Raw genomic sequence first — 21054 nt, forward strand, 5'->3', positions numbered from 1 at the left:
TAAATTGCAAGTGTTTTACAAAGTTTTTGTGAATTATTCTTAATCTGCTAATCTAAACGACACTTCTACTCCTATCACTTAGCTAAAGAAAAAGAAAAATCAGGAATTCCTGACTTTTACTTAGCTAATTCTCTTTCTCGTTCTTTCATTATTTTATGATTTTCATACAAACGTGATAAAAACTTAGAAATTTCTTTTAAGATAGAATAGGTTGGTACTGCAACAATCATACCAATGACACCATAGATATTACTTGATAACAAAAGTAATACTAAAATCGTAATTGGATGGACTTTCATCACTCCACCAACGATTCGAGGGTAGAGGATATTTCCATCCACTTGTTGAATAATCAGCATATAAATAACTGCAATCAGCATTCTATGGGGATCAGTAAAGACATTTGCGATAATCATCGGAATCAGACCAATACTTGGGCCTACATAAGGAATGAGATTGGCTAATCCTGAAAAGATAGCGAAGACCAAAGCGTATTTCAAACCGATTACGCTATATCCGATAAAAGCCAAACAACCAATAATAATCGCATCAATGGCAACTCCACTAATATATCGAGCGATTGTAGCATTCAAATTTTTTAAAAGACCTGTAATATGCAACTTATCTCGCTTTAAAACAGTACGCTCAAGCATCGGCAAGAATTTGTGGCCATCTAACAAAAAATAAATTAAAAATACAGGTGTCATGATAATAATCAAAACAGTACTAAAGAGCGCAGATAAGACACTTCCAACACTATTCGTTACACTATTTAGGATATTCTGTAGAATATCTACATAAGAGAGATTTAACTGTTGAATAGTCGCTTGAATATCTAAATTTTGAAAGGCTGGATAAGTGGATAAATCGATAATCAAATCTTGCAGACGACTGTAGATTGTCTGACTTGTAGCAATCAAACTTGTCAGCTGATTAATCAAAATCGGTAAAAGATAAACGACCCCAATAACTATACCCCAGACCAAGGCACACAAGGTTAGTAGAATACCAATGATACGGTTAATTTTGAAATACTTTTGTAAAAAATTTACAATAGGATTGGTCAAGTAATATAAAAAACCACCTAAAAGAAAGGGAATCATTATAGTGTTTGCGACGCTTACAAAAGGTGTAATAATCGCTCCCATCTCTCTCCATAAATAAAAGATAATGGTTAATAGTAAAATCTCACTGGTCCAAAAAAATAATTTATTCTTACGAAACATGAGGTACCTCCATTCATCTATTTTACCACACTTTCAAAAAAGCTTCTTTCTTATATCATGAAACTGGGAATATTTTTTTCTTTATGATAGAATAAACTTACTATGAAAAAAATAATTTTAACTCTTTTAAGCCTTTCCGTTATTGGCTCAGCATCTACTGTTGCTGCTCAAGATTTTAATATTGCTGCTAAACATGCAATTGCCGTTGAGGCAAATACTGGTAAAATTCTCTATGAGAAAGATGCAACCCAGCCAGTTGAAATTGCTTCAATCACAAAGTTAATTACTGTTTATCTTGTCTATGAAGCCTTGGAAAACGGCAGTATTACACTATCAACTCCGGTAGATATCTCTGATTATCCATACAAATTAACGACAAATTCTGAAGCGAGTAACGTTCCTATGGAGGCTCGTAATTATACCGTCGAACAACTACTTGAAGCAACACTGGTATCTAGTGCCAACAGTGCGGCTATTGCCCTAGCTGAGAAAATTGCTGGCTCAGAAAAAGATTTCGTCCATATGATGCGGGCAAAACTCTTAGAATGGGGAATTCAGGATGCCACTGTTGTCAATACGACTGGTCTTAACAATGAGACTCTAGGGGATAATATTTACCCAGGATCTAAAAAAGATGAGGAAAATAAGCTCAGTGCTTATGATGTCGCTATCGTTGCTCGCAATCTCATCAAAAAATACCCACAAGTCTTGGAAATCACGAAAAAACCTTCTTCTACTTTTGCTGGAATGACAATCACTTCAACCAACTACATGTTAGAAGGCATGCCTGCTTACCGCGGTGGTTTTGATGGCCTTAAGACAGGAACAACAGACAAAGCTGGAGAATCTTTTGTTGGTACTACTGTCGAAAAAGGGATGAGGGTCATCACAGTTGTTTTGAATGCAGATCATCAAGACAATAATCCTTACGCTCGCTTCACAGCTACTTCTTCACTAATGGATTATATCTCTTCTACATTCACACTTCGCAAAATCGTTCAGAAAGGTGATGCCTATCAAGATAGTAAAGCCCCTGTACAAGATGGAAAAGAAGATACAGTCACTGCCGTTGCCAAAGATGATATCTCTTTAATTGAACGTGTTGGAAGTCAATCTTCCCAATCTATTCAATTCACACCTGATTCTAAAGCAATCCCAGCACCACTTGAAGCCGGAACAGTGGTTGGACATTTGACTTATGAAGACAATGATTTGATTGGTCAAGGTTACATCACTACAGAACGTCCTAGTTTTGAAATGGTAGCAGAAAAGAAAGTTGAAAAAGCCTTCTTCTTAAAAGTTTGGTGGAATCAGTTTATCCGCTTCATCAACGAAAAATTATAAAAAAATCGCGATTTTAAACCGCGATTTTTTTGTTACAAGTTCATCTTCAAGATCCTTGATTGGGGGTAAATCTAAAAACAAATTTTACCCAACTGACCCTTCCATTTCATAGCTAATCAAGCGGTTCAGCTCAACTGCATATTCCATTGGAAGTTCTTTTGTGAAGGGCTCTACAAATCCCATAACAATCATTTCTGTCGCTTCTGATTCTGACAATCCACGGCTCATGAGGTAATAGAGTTGCTCTTCTGAAATCTTAGATACCTTAGCTTCGTGTTCCAAAGCGACTTGTGAGTTGTGAATTTCGTTAAACGGAATGGTATCTGATGCCGACAAGTCATCCATGATAATGGTATCACACTCGATGTGAGAGACAGATTTCTTAGAGTTTTTATTAAAGGTTACTTGTCCACGATAGTCAACCTTTCCTCCACCTTTAGCGATGGATTTAGACACGATAGACGAGCTTGTATGTGGAGCGTTGTGGATCATCTTAGCTCCAGTATCCTGGTGTTGCCCTGCATTGGCAAAAGCGATAGAGAGCATGGTACCACGCGCCCCTTCTCCATCAAGGTAAACAGATGGGTATTTCATGGTAGTCTTTGCACCCAAGTTACCATCAATCCACTCAACAGTGGCATCTTTTTGAGCTTTAGCACGTTTGGTTACCAAGTTATAGACATTATCAGACCAGTTTTGGATAGTCGTATAACGCATATAAGCACCATCTAAGGCAAAAATTTCTACGATGGCAGCATGCAAGCTGTTACTTGAATAAGTTGGCGCTGTACATCCTTCTACATAATGGACACTTGCTCCCTCATCAACAATAATCAAGGTACGTTCAAACTGACCAGTATTTTCGTTGTTGATACGGAAGTAAGTTTGAAGAGGAATATCTACCTTGACCCCTTTTGGTACGTAGATAAAGGTTCCACCAGACCATACTGCTGAGTTAAGGGCAGCCAACTTGTTATCTGTTGGCGGTACCAACTTAGCAAAGTATTGTTTAAACAAGTCTGGGTATTCCTTGAGGGCAGAATCTGTATCTGTAAAGATAATCCCCAATTTCTGGAACTCTTCCTTCATGTTGTGGTAAACCACTTCTGACTCGTACTGGGCAGAAGCACCGGCTAGATAAGCACGCTCAGCTTCAGGAATCCCGATACGTTCAAAGGTTTCTTTGATTTTTTCGGGAACTTCATCCCATGAACGAGCTGGTTTATCAGATGGTTTTTGGTAGTAGATCAAGTCATCAAAATCAATCTCTGACAAGTCCGCTCCCCAAGTTTGCATGGGCATTTTTTTGAAGGTTTCATAAGACTTCAAACGGAATTCTAGCATCCACTCAGGTTCTCCCTTAGCAGCTGATAGTTCACGAATGACATCTTCATTCAATCCTTTTCCTGTCGATAGGACAGGCTCTACATCATCATGGAAACCAAATTTATATTCACCAAGGTCAATTGGTTTTGGTTCTACTCTTTCTTCAGCCATAATATCCTTTCTTTCATTCTTCATTTCTAATAATTCATAAGACAAAAGAAACTTGTCTTACTTATTTTCTTGATTTTCAATTGTTTTCTTCAGGGCATTCCAAGCTAGGGTTGCACACTTAATTCGTTGAGGGAATTTTGCAACGCCTGATAAGAAAGCTGCATCTCCAAGTTGGTCTTGACGCTCATCTTTTTGCCCTTGAACCATTTCAGAAAAAATAGTCGCAAGGTCTAATATTTCTTGTTTGGTTTTTCCTAAAACGGCATCTGTCATCATGCTTGCAGAGGCAGTCGAGATGGTGCAACCTGAGTTTAGAAAAGCGATATCCTCCAAGCGGTCTTCTGCATCAAACTTGACAGAGAGATTGATGACATCTCCACAGGTCGGATTATTGAGACTGATTTGTTCAGCGTCTTCTAACTTCCCTTGATGATGTGGATTTTTCGAATGGTCTGCTACCACTGCCATATAAAGGCTATCTAGTTTAGAAAGTGCCATTGAAAAACTCCTTTGTCTTTTGTAAGGCATCGACTAGCTTGTCGCAATCTGCCTTGGTATTGTAAATATAAAAACTTGCGCGAGCTGTTGCTGGGACATCCAAATACTGGAGCAAAGGTTGCGCACAATGGTGACCTGCTCGAACTGCTACTCCTTCATAATCCAAAGCAGTCGCAAGGTCGTGCGGATGAAGGTCACCTAGGTTAAAAGCAATGACACCTGAACGTTGAGCCAAGTCCTGTGAACCATAAATGGTCAGTCCTTCAATCGCCTGCAGTTTTGGATAGACGTATGCGATCAATTCTTGTTCATGGGCTTCAATCGCATCCATACCAATCTTTTCAAGATAATCTACTGCCGCAGCAAGTCCAATTGCACCTGCCATATTGGGAGTTCCTGCCTCGAATTTCCAAGGTAATTCCTTCCAACTAGCAGATTGCTCATAGACGAAATCAATCATCTCACCGCCAAACTCAACTGGTGACATTTGCTCCAGATACTTTTCTTTTCCATAAAGAACACCGATACCAGTCGGACCAGCCATCTTGTGACCCGAAAAGGCAAAGAAGTCCACATCCAAGTCCTGAACATCGATCTTCATATGAGGCGTAGATTGAGCACCATCCACCACCATGAGGGCTCCAACTTGGTGGGCCAATTGAGTGATTTCTTTGATTGGATTGACCACACCAAGAACATTTGAGACGTGAGCTAGCGAAACAAACTTGACCTTGTCAGACAATTTAGCTCGCAAATCATCCATATCCAGAGCTCCATTCTTGAGATAGACATAAACAAGCTCTGCCCCAGTCTTGCGGCAGGCTTCCTGCCAAGGAATGATGTTGGAATGGTGTTCCATGACAGAAATCAAGACCTGGTCTCCCTCAGTCAAGACTTCCTCAGCATAACGCGCTACCCAGTTAAGACTGGTTGTCGTTCCTCTAGTAAAGAGAACTTCCTTTGTAGACCCTGCATTGATAAACTTACGAATGGTTTCACGAGCTGCCTCATAAGAAGCTGTCGCCCTTTCTGCCAAGGTATGAACGCCACGATGAACATTGGCATTGTCGTTCTTATAGTAGCGGTTAATCGTCTCCAGAACTGCTAGTGGTTTTTGTGTCGTCGCAGCATTGTCCAAATAAACCAATGGTTCATCATTAACAATCTGGTCTAAAATTGGAAAATCCTTGCGAATCACTTCTACATCTAACATAGGCTACCCCTTAGCGTTTTGACAATTTTTCTTCGATGGTTGCAATCATTTCATCACGAACTTCCTTGACTGGAATCTCAACGATAACAGAGCCAAGGAAACCACGGACAACCAAACGTTCTGCAGTTGCCTTATCCAAGCCACGGCTCATGAGGTAATACATGTCTTCTGGATCTACCTGACCGATAGAAGCCGCGTGTCCTGCAGTTACGTCATTTTCATCAATCAAAAGAATTGGATTGGCATCCGAACGCGCTTGGTCTGAAAGCATAAGAACACGGCTCTCTTGTTGGGCATCTGCTCCCTTGGCACCCTTGATGATGTGGCCGATACCATTGAAGGTTAAGGTTGCTTTTTCAAGAATAACCCCATGTTGTAGGATATTTCCGATTGAGTTGCAACCATAGTTAGTTACTCGGGTATCAATCCCTTGTACCTGACGGCCACTTGAAAGAGCTACGACTTTAAGATCCGCATGGCTACCGTTACCAATCAAGTCGCTATCAAAGTCAGCAACGACGTTTCCTTCGTTCATAACACCAATCGCCCAATCAATACTTGCATCGTTGCCTAATTTACCACGACGGCTAATGTAAGCAGTGACGTTTTCACCTAGACGGTCAATCGCAGCAAACTTGACTTGCGCACCTGAACGTGCAATTACTTCTACTGTGATATTAGCAGTTGCTTTGGCACTTCCTTCACCGCGTGACTCTAAACGCTCCAGATAACTAATCTTAGAATTTTTACCAGCGATAATCATAATATGCTTGTTAAACGGCACATCACTATCGCTGTCTTGATAGAAAATACCTTCGATTGGTTCTTTAATCTCAACATTATCAGGAATGTAGAGAACAGCACCACTATTGAAATAAGCTGTATGGTAGGCTGCCAACTTATCATCGTCATACTTAACAGATGACATGAAGAATTCCTCAATAAGCTCTGGAATTTCTTCTAAAGCTGAGTGGAAGTCTGTAAAGACGACACTCTGTTCAGCTAACTCAACTGGAGTTTGCTCAAAAACAGTTTGAGTTCCTACTTGCACCAACTTCAAGTGATTATCTAGTGCAGTGAAATCTGGAACATTTGCTGATGGCTCACTTTCTGTAATCGTTCCATCACCCAGATTCCAACGGTGGAATTTGACACGCTCAATAACTGGTAATTCCAAAGTCTCAATCTTGTCAAAAGCTTTTTGACGGAGATCAGCCAACCAGCTTGGTTCAGCGTGCATTTCTGAAAAAAGTTTAATATTTTCTTTAGTCATTTACTTCTCCTAAAAGATACGAGGGAATTACAATTCTTCCTTGTAGTCGTAGCCAAGTTCTTCAGCTAGTTTTGCGTATCCTTCACGTTCCAAACGCGCAGCCAATTCTGGACCACCAGAAAGGACAACACGACCTTCCATCATGACGTGTACCACATCAGGTGTGATGTAGTTCAAAAGACGTTGGTAGTGAGTGATAATCATAGCACCAAAACCTTCACCACGCATAGCATTGACACCTTTAGAAACAACTTTAAGAGCGTCAATATCAAGACCAGAGTCAATCTCATCCAAAAGGGCAAAAGTTGGTTCCAACATCAAAAGTTGAAGAATCTCATTACGTTTTTTCTCACCACCAGAGAAACCTTCGTTGAGGTAACGCTCAGCCATTTCTTCTTTCATGTTGAGCAATTCCATCTTCTCATCCAATTTAGTGATAAACTCACGAACTGAAATTTTTTCATCATCTTCTTTACCAGCATTCATGGCTGCACGAAGAAACTCAGCGTTAGTAATACCAGGAATTTCTGATGGGTATTGCATAGCAAGGAAAAGTCCCATACGCGCACGCTCGTCAACTTCCAACTCAAGGATGTTTACGCCATCAAACAAGACTTCACCTTTGGTAACTTCATAGTTTGGATTTCCCATGATAGCGGCAGAAAGAGTCGATTTACCTGTACCATTTGGTCCCATGATAGCGGCGATTTCTCCTGTTTTCAGGGTCAGGTTAACCCCTTTTAAAATTTCTTTTCCTTCAATCTCAACGTGAAGATCTTTGATCTCTAATACTGACATGATAGTTCCTTTCTTTTTCAAGGCCTTTACAGTTCTTACTGGAAACATACTTGATTTCCCTAGAAAATACGGTAAAAGCTCAATAAATATACTTTTATAGTATAACAAAAAAAAGCCTAAAAGGCTTTGATTTTGTCTAGAAGCTGAGGACTAGTCTTTTCCTTTTAAATGCTGGTCAATGACATCTACAATCTTGCCCATCAAGTAACTAACTCGGAAATTTCTAAAGAGCAAAATAGCCCAAAAGGCTGCCATAATATAGCGACCAGTCATCCAGGCTTCATTGAAAAAATAGGTCTCAGCAGCTGTAAACAGTGCGATGATAATAAATTGTTGTCTATTCATAAACTTATTGTATCATGAAATCTTTCTTTAGTCTTCCTCTACCTTCATTTTATCTGCCAAAAATTCAAATCCTTCTGGAATCAGGCTTTCTTCCGCTTCTTTTTCAGTTTGAGAAGATTTGGCTTTGGCTGAAAAGGCTGCGCGAACTTCTTTCCATTCCTCCATGGAAATAGCTAAAATCTCGGGTGAAAAACCTGCAGCCTGACTGAGGATGTTACCAAACATGGTGTTGAGATTGTCCCGTTTCATTGTTTGACCAGCATTGAAATTAGATTCAAAAGCAAGAATGGCATGGTGTTCATTGGCCGCAACCGGTTGAGAACCAACCAGCAAAGCCTTGTCCGGTCCACCTAGACTTTCAATTACCTCTCCCCAGGCATTCTGCAAACGAATCAGATTTTGACGTGCTAAATCAGGATTTTCAACGGCCTCTTGTAAGATAGATTGCACTTTATTGCGATCCACACGATAGATTGTCTTGCCCGCTGCTGGGCGACTAGGAGCTGGACTTGTTGGCTTGGGCACCGTTCCCACATTGGCGAGTTCTTGTTTGAGACGGGCAACTTCCTGTCTCAGTGCAGAAATTTCATGTTCAACCGCTCCTGAAAGAGCTGATTCAGGCTTAATTTCCGCCAAACGGATGGTCATCATCTCAGCATAAATCTTGGGCTGCAAACTAGACTTAATATCTGCTAAACTGACTGTCGCTAAGCGAATCATTTCAAACAGATTTTCTTGAGGAAGTCCCAAGTTTTCCACAAAGACTGGGCTATGATGAGTGTTTTCTCCTCCTGTTTGAACAATTAACAAATCTCTTAAATAGTGCAAAAGATCGGTCACAAAACGAGTCATGCTCTTACCATTGTCAAAGAGAAGATTTAAGCATGCTAGGGCCTTTGGAACATCCTGTTGAGACAAGGCAGCCACATAATCATCCAAGGCTGATAGACTAATGGTGCCAGTAATTTCTTCAGAGATGGCAGTCGTCAGCTCATTTCCCTGTGTCAAACTCAGGGCTTGATCCAAAATAGACAAGGCATCCCGCATCCCACCTTCAGCCCGTCTGGCAATGATTTCCACAGCCTCTGGTTCAGAACTGATATTTTCTTTTTCTAAAATATAGTGAATATGCTCCTTAATATCCTGTGTCTTAATCGATTTAAATTCAAAACGTTGCACACGGGATAGAATAGTGGCAGGAATCTTGTGCAATTCAGTAGTGGCCAAAATAAAGACCACATTCTGTGTTGGCTCTTCCAGCGTCTTTAGAAGGGCATTAAAAGCCCCTGTAGACAGCATGTGAACCTCATCTATGATATAAACCTTATAACGAGCAAGACTAGGGGCGTAGGTAGATTTATCACGAATTTCACGAATTTCATCCACCCCGTTATTAGAGGCAGCATCCATTTCAATGACATCTTCTAAACTACCGTCTGTCACTGCTTGACAAATATAGCAGTTATTACAAGGTTCACCACCCACTTGATTTGGACAGTTCATAGCCTTGGCAAATATCTTAGCTACACTGGTTTTTCCCGTTCCACGAGGACCAGAAAAAAGATAAGCATGACTTATTTTCTCTTGCTCCACTGCCTGTTTAAGAGTCTTAGCTACAACTTCTTGACCAACCAACTGGGCAAAGTTTTGACTTCTATATTTTCGATAAAGTGCTTGATACATTAGGCTTTCTCCCCAAACATTGTAAAGTCCCATTCTGTCTTTTCAAGCAAAATAGCGACAAATTGTTCCAAATAATCTCGATCCATAGCATCATAATCATCAATCTCTGAAGAATCAAGATCCAGAACTCCAAGTAATTGACCATTCTTTATCATCGGCACAACAATTTCACTTTTAGCACTACTATCACAAGAAATATAGTTGGGATAAGTTGTTACATCACCAACCAGAACAGTTTCCTGAAAATGAGCTGCCTCCCCACAAACACCTTTTCCCAGTGCAATACGGATGCAGGAAACACCTCCTTGGAAGGGACCTAAAACCAATTCCTTTCCATCGAACAGATAAAAGCCTGAAAATACGGTATTAGGGAAGCGTGATTTTAGAAGAGCACTGGCGTTGGAAAGATTAGCCAAAACATTGGTTTCACCATCCAATAAAAAAGAGAGACCCTCATTCAACATTTGATAACGTGATTTTTTTTCTGATTCTAACATAGGACTATTATATCAAAAAAGGCTTACAGACAAAAGAAAAATCCTTTGTTTAGTAAACAAAGGATTTTGTGAATTTTCAATTTGATTAAAGTTCGATATCACCGAACAAGTCAGCCATTGAGAATCCTGTTTGTGTTTCTGGAAGTTCGAAATCACGTTTTTCTTGACGTTTTGGACGACGTGGACGAGCAGCACGTTTTTCTTCTTTTTGTCCTTCTTCTTGAGCTGGACGCTCTTCAAGAGCTTTGATAGAAAGTGATACGCGCTCTGCATCTGCGTTAACTTCAAGAACTTTAACTTGAACTTCTTGACCAACTTTAAGAGCTTCTTTTGGATTTTCAATACGTTTGTGTGAAATTTGTGATACGTGAACAAGTCCATCGATACCTGGCAATACTTCAACAAATGCACCGAAGTCAGTCAAACGTTTAACTGTTCCTTCTACTACATCACCTTTAGCCAATTTTTGCTCAACGCCATCCCATGGTCCAGGTGTTGTTGCTTTAAGTGAAAGTGATACACGTCCTTCTTCTTCGTTAAGATCAAGGATTTTCACTTCAATTTCTTCACCAACAGTTACAACTGATTTTGGTGATACGTTACGTTCGTGTGATAATTCAGTCAAGTGAACCAATCCGTCAACACCACCAAGATCGATGAAAGCACCAAAGCTTGTGATACGAGCAACTTTACCAGTTACAACATCACCAACAGCCAATTTACCGAATACTTCAGCGCGAGCTGCTGCAGTAGCTGCTTCAACAACTTCACGACGTGAAAGGATGAAGCGGTTTTCTTTAGCGTCAACTTCTTTGATTTTAGCATCAAATTCTTGACCTACAAAACGCTCAGTGTTACGTACGAAACGAGTATCCAACATTGAAGCTGGGATAAATCCACGAACACCTTCAAATTCTACTGAAAGTCCACCTTTAACGGCACGAGTTCCTTTAACAGTAACAACTTCTTCTTCGCGACCAACAAGTTTGTCCCATGCTTTGCGAGCTTCAAGGCGTTTTTTAGATACAAGGTATGTAACTGTATCAGTATCTTTACCAACTACTTGACGAAGTACAAGAACATCCAATACTTCTCCTACTTTAACAAAGTCATTGATATCTGCATCGCGATCGTTTGTCAATTCGCGAAGAGTCAAGACACCTTCAACACCAGTTCCAGAGATTGCAACGTTAGCTTGAGTCGCATCAACTGTCAATACTTCAGCACTAACAACATCACCAGTCTCAACTTGGCTAACGCTATTTAGCAAATCTTCAAATTCGTTCATCTAAAAAATCCTCCAACAATCAAGTTCTTCTTAAACTTGACATACTTATAATTTTTTTCCTAAGCACCCGCAAGGACATGTTCATATCGTTCACGTCTTTCAATTATAAAAATAAAATACCCTAAGATATTTTGATTTTTATCTTGATTATTACCTAAGAACTGGGGTAGCTGGATTCGAACCAACGCATGAGGGAGTCAAAGTCCCTTGCCTTACCGCTTGGCTATACCCCATTGATGAAATGGAGAGAGAGGGATTCGAACCCCCGAACCCGAAGGAGCGGATTTACAGTCCGCCGCGTTTAGCCTCTTCGCTATCTCTCCTACAATCAACATGGACCATTATATCATGAAAATTTCAAAAAAACAAGACTTATTTTGCTAAATTATAATTTTCAATCAAAATTTCCACAGCTTTTTCCAATTTTTTATAAAAACTATCGACATTTCCATTCTTTATGATGGCAAATTGTCCATCTAATTCGGCAATTTCTCCGATAACTTTTTTACCAATAGTCAAGGTATAACCTTCAAAACTGTCTTTTCCTACATTAACCTTGGCATCTGCTACTTGAATTTCAATTTTTTTATCTTTCTTGCTCATTTCATACCTCTCTTCACTTTTTCTATTTTACAAGAAAATCCCAAAACTAGCAAGAAAAAACTCTATATCATTCCAAGTCTGATATAGAGTTTTCTGCTTTATTTAATGTGTTTTTCTAGTTCTTTTTGGTACTTACCGTTTGATTCCAATTTTTCTTTTTGCCATTTTTTCAGTGCTTCTTCATATTCTTTTGTTGTAACGATATCTTTTTGCAATTTCATTCCTTTAAAGATATATGGGTCACCCTTAATACCAACTTGTGAGTACGGTTTTGAGAATGGCACGACATTACTTACAACTGGAGAACCACCTGATGAAGCTGTTGGCATCAATAATGAACTATCTGTCAACCAAGCTTGAGCCTTGGCATATTTTTCATAGCGCTCTTCAAGATTCGTAGTTTCTGAATCGGCATCATCCAATAATTTCTTATACTGGTCCAAACCAAGTTTCGCTACGACATCCTTATCTTTCCCTTTAGTAATACCGAGGTGCTTCATGGCAGAACCTGATTTAGGATCCATGATATTCAAGTAAGATGCTGGGTCTTGATAACTTGGAGCCCATCCTGTACTGTTCAAATCATAGTCTTTTTGAGAAGGAACACGCGCTTGAGAAGTGATTGTTTCCTTTTCATTATCTGTCATTTGAAGAACATCGATGACAACATTTTCAGCACCAAGAGTTGATTCGATAGACTGTTTGAAAGAGTTGCTTTGTTGAACGGCGATGGTATCTGTTTGTTCAACTGGGACATCCAAGTGAATTGGGAATGTTACCCCTTTAGATTCCAAGTCTTTCTTAGCTTTTTCGAAAGCAGCTTTAGCCTTGTCAGGGTTGTAGATAGAATCCTTACCATCCACTAACTCAACACCTTTCCATTGGTCACCATAGTTCACCAACTCAGCTTGGGCAATTTGACCAAAGTTCTTGCCACCTGCTTGCACAAAGTTGTCAGGAACAAGGCTGTTACGAATAATCTTATCCGCACCGTCTTCACCATTTAGCTGGGCAGCATAAGAATGGCGGTTGAAGGCAAAGTTGATAGCCTGACGGAAGTCCTTATTTAGCATAGCTTCTTTTGTAGAAGTCTTTTGTTCCTCACTTGTTTTCGCAGTTTTATTATATGACTGACGATTTACGTTAAAGGTGAAGTAATAGCTACTTGAGTCCTGTGGGCTATAAGTGATTTTATCTCCGTATTGTTCCAAAGTAGAAGCAAAGTTTGAGCTACTTGGGAAGAGACGGGCTGTCGTATAGGCACCAGAAGAGAAACTACGAATCAACGATTCCTGATCAGAACCATCGTAGTAAGTCAATTTAATCTTCTCAATTTTTACCTTCTCTTTATCCCAGTAGTTTGGGTTTTTCTCGTATTCGATCAACGATTTAGACGTCAAGGTCTTCAGGATATAAGGACCATTGTAGAGAATCCCTGCTGGAGTAACTGCTCCATAATCTTTACCTGATGCCTTCAAAAACTCTTCATTTACAGGCAACATCGTCGCTGTTGTAACTTTAGAGTTCCAGAAACTTTCTGGTTTGTTTAGGGTATATTCGACTGTGTAATCGTCCAAGGCCTTGACACCAACTGTAGAGAAATCATTGGTCTCACCAGTCATGTAGGCATCCAAGCCCTTGATTGAATTTTGGATGAGAGAGACACCATCTGACTTACCGTCAGCTACGTGTTTCAATCCTGTCACAAAGTCATGGGCTGTTACTTCTGCGTATTCTTCACCTTCTGAAGTATACCATTTAACCCCTTTACGAAGTTTATAGGTATAAGTCAAACCATCTTTTGAGACAGACCAATCTTCAGCTAAGGAAGGAATCACATTTCCGTATTGGTCATTTTCCATCAATCCATCAACCACATTCCCGATGACATCTGTTGTAGATGTACGAGTCGCTACACTATAGTCCAAAGACGCAGGATCTACTGCATAGACATATGAAAATGTTGTCGGTGCATCTGCTTCTTTATCAGCTTTTCCACAAGCCACTAATAGAGCTGTCGTGCTCAGGACTACTCCTGCTGTTAAGAGCCACTTTTTCGATTTCATCAAAAATCTCCTTTTGTTTATTTTAATCTACTTTTACAATCCAACCTTCTGGCGCTTCAATATCACCAAACTGAATACCTGTCAATTCATCATAGAGTTTACGAGTCACAGGACCAACTTCTGTTTCACTATAGAATACATGGAAATCATCACCGTGCTGAATTCCACCAATTGGTGAAATAACTGCTGCCGTACCACAGGCACCTGCCTCTACAAAACGATCCAGCTTATCAATTGGGACATCACCTTCAATAGGTGTTAAGCCCAAGCGATGTTCTGCCAAATAAAGCAAAGAATACTTGGTAATAGATGGCAAGATAGATGGACTCAATGGTGTTACAAATTCATTGTCAGCTGTAATTCCAAAGAAGTTAGCTGAACCGACTTCTTCAATCTTTGTATGTGTTGAAGGATCTAGATAGATAACATCTGAGAAATGACGTGATTTGGCCAATTTCCCTGGTAAGAGACTTGCAGCATAGTTTCCACCAACCTTAGCCGCACCTGTACCATTTGGAGCGGCACGGTCGTATTCATCCTGAATCAAGAAGTTGGTTGGAACCAAACCACCTTTAAAGTAATTACCAACTGGCATGGCAAAGATAGTGAAAATGTACTCTTCTGCTGGTTTTACTCCGATAATATCTCCTACTCCAATCAAAAGAGGACGAAGATAAAGGGTTCCACCTGTTCCGTATGGTGGTACGTATTCTTCATTCGCACGAACAACTGCCTTACAAGCTTCTACAAACATTTCTGTCGGAACTTGTGGCATCAAAAGACGATCACAAGTACGTTGCAGGCGTTTAGCATTTTCGTCAGGACGGAAAAGTTGAACACTATCATCCTTAGTACGGTAAGCTTTCAAACCTTCGAATGCTTGTTGTCCATAGTGAAGACTTGGAGAAGACTCTGAAATATGCAAAGTTGCATCCTCTGTAAGCTCTCCTTGATTCCATTGTCCATTTTTAAAATGAGCAATATAGCGATAAGGTAATTTCATATAGGAAAAACCGAGATTTTCCCAATCAATCGTTACTGTCATATTCCACTCCTTATTCTAAAAACCTATTTCTTTTATTCTACACTATTTTTCTAAAATAGCAAGTATATTTTGTAATTTTCAGAAAATTTCTTCAATAAAAAGAACCAGCTTTTAGAACTGATTCTTCATTTTACTTATTTGGCTTCTGGAAATACTTCTTTAAGATAAGCGTCAAAAACTTCTTCATCTGAAATCGTGTCAGAGATGAAGCTACCGTTACTTGTGCGTTCTGACAGATTCAAGTCTTGTAGTCGACTTTCATAGATTGTACCTTTGTTAGATTGAACAATCAGAGTTTGATCGTTCCCGTCCACTTCTGTACTGAAGAGATCACCTACAGATCCTTGCTCTGCAACTGCTCCTGCTAAGAAGACACGATGCGGTTTGTTTTTCAACTCACGCAAAACTTGTAAACCACGTTTGGCACGGCTGGTTGCTGGAATTTCCTCAATAGAAACACGTTTTAAACTACCACGTTGGGTCAAGAGATAGAATGATGAGGTGTTACAGATAAAGGCAGATTGGAGGACATCATCTTCTTTCAAATTCATAGCCTTGACACCTGCAGCCTTAGCACCGACAACTGGTACCTCTTCGATATTGAAACGAAGGGCATACCCATTTTGGCTAATCAAAAGAACATCATCTAGTTTAATCGGAGCCACTGCTACAATCTGGTCTGTATCGTATTTGAGCTTAGCATACTTGACAGACTTAGACTTGTAGGTTCGCCATGGAGAGAATTCTTTGCATTCTACACGCTTGATTTGACCGAGACGAGTCGCCGCAAAGTAGGTTGTCGCATCATCAAACTGATCCACGACTTCCACATAGAGGATTTCTTCGTTAGTTTCAAAGTTTGTGATGGTTTGGCTCAGATGCTCTCCGATATCCTTCCAGCGAATATCTGACAATTCATGGATTGGTCGATAAATGACATTTCCAAGTGTCGTGAACATCAAGAGATGCTGGGTTGTCTTAGCAGATTGAACAAAGATGAGACGGTCATCATCACGTTTGCCAATTTCTTCCAGAGTGGAAGCCGCAAAGGAACGTGGGCTGGTACGCTTGATGTAACCTGCCTTGGTCACGCTGACGTAGGTATCTTCCTCGGCGATCAGACTAGCTGTATCAATCTCAATTGCTTTCGCAGTGTCTTCTAAAGAACTCAAACGCGGTGTCGCGAACTTCTTCTTGACCTCACGAAGTTCTTTCTTCATGAGATTATACATAGTACGCTCATCACCGATAATAGCCGCCAGCATGGCAATCTTTTCACGAAGTTCTGCTTCTTCTTCCTGCAAGACAACCACATCGGTATTGGTCAAACGATACAGTTGCAAGGTTACGATAGCCTCAGCCTGCTCTTCTGTAAAATCATAGCTAACCTTGAGGTTTTCCTTGGCGTCCGCCTTATTCTCAGAAGCACGGATAAGAGCAATGACTTCGTCCAAAATCGAAATCACGCGAATCAAACCTTCAACGATATGGAGGCGTTTCTCAGCCTTTTCCTTGTCAAAGCGTGAACGCGCCAAAATTACTTCACGACGGTGGGCAATATAGCTAGACAAGATTGGAACGATCCCAACCTGACGAGGCGTGAAATTTTCAATCGCCACCATATTAAAGTTATAATTGATTTGTAGGTCAGTATATTTGAATAGATAGTTGAGAACAAGCTCCGTATTCGCGTCTTTCTTGAGCTCAATCGCGATACGAAGACCGTCACGGTCAGACTCATCACGAACCTCAGCAATCCCAGCTACCTTGTTATTAACACGAACATCATCGATTTTCTTGACTAGATTAGCCTTGTTGATTTCATAAGGAATCTCAGTAATAACGATTTGTTCCTTACCGCCTTTTAGCTTTTCAATCTCAGTCTTGGAACGAACAACAACGCGCCCTTTCCCAGTTTCATAGGCCTTCTTGATTTCATCACGACCCTGAATAATTCCTCCAGTTGGAAAATCTGGTCCAGGCAAGAATTCCATCAGCTTGTCAACCTTGGCTGTTGGGTGGTCAATCATGTAAACCGCAGCATCAATAACTTCAGCTAAATTATGGGGAGGAATGTCTGTGGCATAACCAGCTGAAATTCCGGTTGAACCATTGACCAAGAGGTTTGGAAATGCTGCCGGCAAAACTGTCGGCTCTTTCTCCGTATCGTCAAAGTTCCATGCAAAGGGAACTGTCTTTTTCTCAATATCCTGAAGAAGGTAGCCTGCAATCTCAGACAAACGCGCCTCAGTATAACGCATGGCCGCAGGCGGATCTCCGTCCATTGAACCGTTATTACCGTGCATTTCAACTAGAATCTCACGATTTTTCCAATCTTGTGACATACGAACCATGGCATCATAGATGGAACTGTCACCATGTGGATGGAAATTTCCCATGATGTTCCCGACTGACTTAGCAGACTTACGGTAGCTCTTGTCAAAGGTATTGCCATCCTTATTCATCGAATAAAGAATACGGCGCTGAACCGGCTTGAGTCCATCACGAATATCTGGCAAAGCCCGGTCTTGAATAATGTACTTGGAGTAGCGACCAAAGCGCTCTCCCATAATGTCCTCAAGGGACATGTTTTGAATGTTACTCATATAGGATACAGAGCCCGTAAAATACCAAGTGAAAATAGAAAATTCTTGAAGTAAGCAAGCTCACAAGAGAATTTATCTTTTTCACCCAGCATTTAGGGCGTGTTCAACTCCTTTCAAAAAATATAGAGTAGGTTTTTATGCAGTAAAAGATATTTTACGGGAATTAGTTCCATGTTCAGTTACCTTAAGGAACCAAACAATCCTTTCTGTAGTTTAATCTTTTAAATTAGTCAGCAATTAAGAAGTCTCTCCTTAGCATACTCAATCATCTTCTCAGCCACTTCCTTCTTGTAGTCAAAGTCCATCTTGTGAGCAAGAGATTGAGCTTCATGGTGGAAAAGTTGCATCGTAGCAAACAAAGACTGGGTGATTTTATCTAAACTTGAGAAATCAAGCAGATTTGAGAATTCTTTCTCTTTCTCTGCAGGTAAATACTGGAAAAGATACTTGTAGTTCTTGCCTACATCAATCGTCCCCTTATCTGCTGCGACCTGCCAAGCCAAGATTTTCAAGAATTCTTGTTGACAAATGCCATAGAGATGGTCCGTCGTATAAATGACTTGTTTGCGACAAATCCCCTTAACCACGTAGGCTGATACCCACCAAAATTCATTGCAGGCTTTTTCAAACTCTATCGCATTAGCTGGGCTTGTCCAGTAACGTTGAGGACTTGTAGTATAGGACTCAAACAAGCCTTTCTCATCTTTCAAAACTGTATAATCAGCTTCACTATCCACCCACTCTTGAATATACTCCGTAGGACAGAGGGTCAAGTCAATCCTATTGCCATCTTCAAAGAGCATGAGGTAGAGACGACGGTTGCCTAGGATATTATGTTGCTCAATGATACGAGTGCCAAACTGGTCTAACCAAGCAAGATTGCTTGTTAGAGTATCTAAGTTGTCCACGACATAGAGCACATCATAGTCTTGAAATTCGTCTTTTGGAGCTTGTGAATTTGTCCGCGAACCGGACATGGCGACAGCCTCAATTTGTAAAGTTTCAGCAGTCTGTAAAATTAATCTCAGCATTTGCGCTTCACTTCTATGTTGTCTGCACATATCTTTTATAGAGTCATTTTTCATAGCCGTCTTGCTCCTCTTTTTTTTGGATGCCTCGTATTCTTTTCTTCTCAAGTTCCCCTACAATGAATTGGATAGTCGAACCAATCCCCAAAACGATTAAAACAAAATAAAACAATTTAATATCGTTTCTATGATATATTTTAAAGCTTCTCCATAATACAAAAGTATTTACTAATGAAAGAAGGAAAAGTAAAATAGCATTGAATAGGAGTATTATAGCAAACTTACTCTTAAAATACCTATAATGTTTTCCAATCCTATAGAGGGTATATAATGAGAAAACAATCATCAAAGGGATGAAAGCAAGTGCATAAAATAAGATAAACCCTATTCCTGAGTATGGTTTACTTTCCATTGGTAAATCTAATAGACAGACACCAATAGTGAGGATGTTCAATATAAACAAGGATACTGTGCGAGCACACTCTTTTCTACCTTTATTGGTCATTAAATCATATATAATTCCAAAAATGGCTAGGAGAACAAGGAAAAAAGGAAACATTAATAACGTAATCAATACCGCACCTCCAATAGTTTTAGCGATTATGTACAGCTTTAAAACTGCTCATCAGAAAAACAATCGTTCATCTTTTGTTCAAAAACTCTCGCTCGTTTTTCTGCCAAATAGAATTTACTCCAAAACGCTCCGTCAGAAATTCTGGTGATTTGAAATTTGATGAGTCCAATCTATCCGTTTTTTAAAACAAATCGATTGTTTCCAGTATATTATAAACAGTATTGCGTACTTCCTCGTTCTGTTCTCCTTTGACTTGACATAATAGAATATTTGCTTTTAAAAGCCATTCATATTGGCTGTTTTTTAAAAGTTTACCTTTTTCATTAAAAAAACAAATTTCTTTATCTCTCAATTCATCAATAATATCAGGAGAAATTATAATATTTTCTGAACTATCAAAAATGTAATATTTTATAATATTTTCAAAAGAAGCAGTATCTTTTTCGTTCTTATAACCATCATACTTATCATTAAGTAACTTCAGCAATTTATCTTTCAAATAATCATTTTCTTCGTTTGGTACAACACAATAAAAATATGCTGGAAAATCTCTATTTTGTGGGATTAAACCAAAACTGCAGCCTAAATGATTCATAACTCCAGTATCGTTATAAGAAAACTCTGTACAGCCGGCACCACACCACTGAATATCGTTTTTCAATTTATAACCGTATACTTTAAAATGTTCATCAATTTTAGCATCACTTGGTAGAGTATGATTCATTACTTGATCAAATTTAATCTTTAATACATCTAAATTTGTTATATTTGTTTTAGTATTTGCAATTTTTGTTGCATTAGCATAAATGGAATTTCTTTTATTTCTTGTATCTGAAGAAAGTGATTTGCCTACTCCTTTTTCTGAGGCAATCAAATCATGGTAATCTATCAAGGCATATTTTTCTTTAGAAAAATGGTATAAAAAGAAACGATAAGCATATAAAAATATATATTGTTTTTCGGTAGGAATGGGTTTAAAAGTTTCTATTGGCGAAAAAATCTGATTGTCATGTTCTTCACAAAAAAGTGGCATAGTTCCAGCATCATTTATATTGACTTCATAAAATAATTCACTATATGATCTAGGATTTTGTAGATTACTAACAATATTTTTTATATCGGTCGAAAAAACCGAATATCCATTATCAGTTTTTCTTGCAATCTGCTTTTCTAATATATTTCTAGGAAAAGTGTGTGATTTAATCGGTTTTCTATCACAGTTGGAATACAGGCACTCTTTTCCTTTAGAATCGAAAAGTTGCTTGACTCTATTCCTATCGTGGGATTGAAGTTGTTTTCTCTCACTTTCTGAAATATCACGAAGATTATTCCGTTTCATTTGTTTTCGTAACTTCTCTATTTTTAAATGGCAATGTTTGTATTTTTTGCCTGAATTGCATGGACATTTATCGTTTCTACCGATAGACACCTCTCCACCTCCTTTCTATAATGTATATTTATTTTTTTATT

General features: G+C 39.3%; 18 protein-coding genes and 2 tRNA genes. 1 reads left to right on the plus strand and 19 read right to left on the minus strand.

Annotation, left to right across the window (positions count from 1 at the left end; translation table 11 throughout):
- Window positions 1–116: 116 nt before the first annotated feature.
- The gene (locus RYK12_RS05765) at window positions 117–1226 is read right to left on the minus strand and encodes an AI-2E family transporter (protein ID WP_314847643.1); all 1110 of its coding nucleotides are present in this window, start codon (window positions 1224–1226) and stop codon (window positions 117–119) included.
- 102 nt (window positions 1227–1328) lie between these two features.
- Here RYK12_RS05765 and pbp3 point away from each other — a divergent pair, with 102 nt between their 5' ends.
- Window positions 1329–2570: a D-alanyl-D-alanine carboxypeptidase PBP3 gene (gene pbp3, locus RYK12_RS05770; RefSeq protein WP_314847645.1), complete on the plus strand. Its 1242-nt coding sequence runs from the start codon at window positions 1329–1331 to the stop codon at window positions 2568–2570.
- An 84-nt stretch (window positions 2571–2654) separates the two neighbouring features.
- On the opposite strand, the gene sufB is transcribed toward pbp3, so the two are convergent.
- The 18 genes from sufB to RYK12_RS05860 form a co-directional block, all read right to left on the minus strand.
- On the minus strand, window positions 2655–4067 hold the full coding sequence (gene sufB / locus RYK12_RS05775; protein ID WP_000797054.1) for a Fe-S cluster assembly protein SufB: 1413 nt from the start codon (window positions 4065–4067) through the stop codon (window positions 2655–2657).
- 57 nt (window positions 4068–4124) lie between these two features.
- A complete protein-coding gene (sufU, locus tag RYK12_RS05780; protein WP_314847647.1) occupies window positions 4125–4565 on the minus strand; it encodes a Fe-S cluster assembly sulfur transfer protein SufU in 441 nt (146 codons plus the stop codon).
- Window positions 4552–5778 (minus strand): cysteine desulfurase, encoded by a 1227-nt coding sequence (locus RYK12_RS05785; protein WP_314847649.1) that lies wholly within the window; start codon window positions 5776–5778, stop codon window positions 4552–4554. The genes sufU and RYK12_RS05785 overlap by 14 nt, the downstream gene beginning before the upstream one ends.
- Before the next feature lie 10 nt (window positions 5779–5788).
- Window positions 5789–7051 (minus strand): Fe-S cluster assembly protein SufD, encoded by a 1263-nt coding sequence (sufD, locus tag RYK12_RS05790; protein ID WP_314847651.1) that lies wholly within the window; start codon window positions 7049–7051, stop codon window positions 5789–5791.
- Between the two features lie 27 nt (window positions 7052–7078).
- The gene (gene sufC, locus RYK12_RS05795; RefSeq protein ID WP_000114489.1) at window positions 7079–7849 is read right to left on the minus strand and encodes a Fe-S cluster assembly ATPase SufC; all 771 of its coding nucleotides are present in this window, start codon (window positions 7847–7849) and stop codon (window positions 7079–7081) included.
- Between the two features lie 150 nt (window positions 7850–7999).
- Window positions 8000–8194 carry a DUF3272 domain-containing protein gene (locus tag RYK12_RS05800; RefSeq protein WP_001081602.1) on the minus strand — a complete coding sequence of 65 codons (195 nt, stop codon included), beginning with the start codon at window positions 8192–8194 and terminating at the stop codon, window positions 8000–8002.
- A gap of 27 nt (window positions 8195–8221) precedes the next feature.
- Complete coding sequence (gene dnaX, locus RYK12_RS05805; protein WP_314847654.1) at window positions 8222–9877, minus strand: DNA polymerase III subunit gamma/tau; 1656 nt, start codon at window positions 9875–9877, stop codon at window positions 8222–8224.
- Entirely contained in the window at window positions 9877–10374 is a 498-nt protein-coding gene (locus RYK12_RS05810) for a GAF domain-containing protein (protein ID WP_314847657.1), read from the minus strand. Before RYK12_RS05810 ends, dnaX begins: the two co-directional genes overlap by 1 nt.
- An 85-nt stretch (window positions 10375–10459) precedes the next feature.
- Window positions 10460–11662 (minus strand): 30S ribosomal protein S1, encoded by a 1203-nt coding sequence (rpsA, locus tag RYK12_RS05815; RefSeq protein ID WP_001001631.1) that lies wholly within the window; start codon window positions 11660–11662, stop codon window positions 10460–10462.
- Between the two features lie 161 nt (window positions 11663–11823).
- Window positions 11824–11895: transfer RNA gene (locus RYK12_RS05820), tRNA-Gln, on the minus strand.
- 9 nt (window positions 11896–11904) lie between these two features.
- Window positions 11905–11985: transfer RNA gene (locus RYK12_RS05825), tRNA-Tyr, on the minus strand.
- A gap of 49 nt (window positions 11986–12034) precedes the next feature.
- Window positions 12035–12265 carry a DUF2969 domain-containing protein gene (locus tag RYK12_RS05830; protein WP_000037113.1) on the minus strand — a complete coding sequence of 77 codons (231 nt, stop codon included), beginning with the start codon at window positions 12263–12265 and terminating at the stop codon, window positions 12035–12037.
- 98 nt (window positions 12266–12363) lie between these two features.
- On the minus strand, window positions 12364–14331 hold the full coding sequence (locus RYK12_RS05835) for a peptide ABC transporter substrate-binding protein (protein WP_084888356.1): 1968 nt from the start codon (window positions 14329–14331) through the stop codon (window positions 12364–12366).
- Window positions 14332–14353: 22 nt separating this feature from the next.
- Window positions 14354–15376, minus strand: coding sequence for a branched-chain amino acid aminotransferase (locus RYK12_RS05840; protein ID WP_314847666.1), 1023 nt, complete (start codon window positions 15374–15376; stop codon window positions 14354–14356).
- Window positions 15377–15510: 134 nt separating this feature from the next.
- Entirely contained in the window at window positions 15511–17982 is a 2472-nt protein-coding gene (gene parC / locus RYK12_RS05845) for a DNA topoisomerase IV subunit A (protein WP_314847668.1), read from the minus strand.
- A 230-nt stretch (window positions 17983–18212) separates the two neighbouring features.
- On the minus strand, window positions 18213–19067 hold the full coding sequence (locus tag RYK12_RS05850; protein WP_261014179.1) for an aminoglycoside 6-adenylyltransferase: 855 nt from the start codon (window positions 19065–19067) through the stop codon (window positions 18213–18215).
- Window positions 19057–19569 carry a hypothetical protein gene (locus RYK12_RS05855; protein WP_150922661.1) on the minus strand — a complete coding sequence of 171 codons (513 nt, stop codon included), beginning with the start codon at window positions 19567–19569 and terminating at the stop codon, window positions 19057–19059. The genes RYK12_RS05850 and RYK12_RS05855 overlap by 11 nt, the downstream gene beginning before the upstream one ends.
- 196 nt (window positions 19570–19765) lie before the next feature.
- A complete protein-coding gene (locus RYK12_RS05860; RefSeq protein ID WP_150922632.1) occupies window positions 19766–21013 on the minus strand; it encodes a YecA family protein in 1248 nt (415 codons plus the stop codon).
- Window positions 21014–21054: the final 41 nt, after the last annotated feature.

Source organism: uncultured Streptococcus sp., from assembly GCF_963518475.1.
Taxonomy (GTDB): Bacteria; Bacillota; Bacilli; order Lactobacillales; family Streptococcaceae; genus Streptococcus.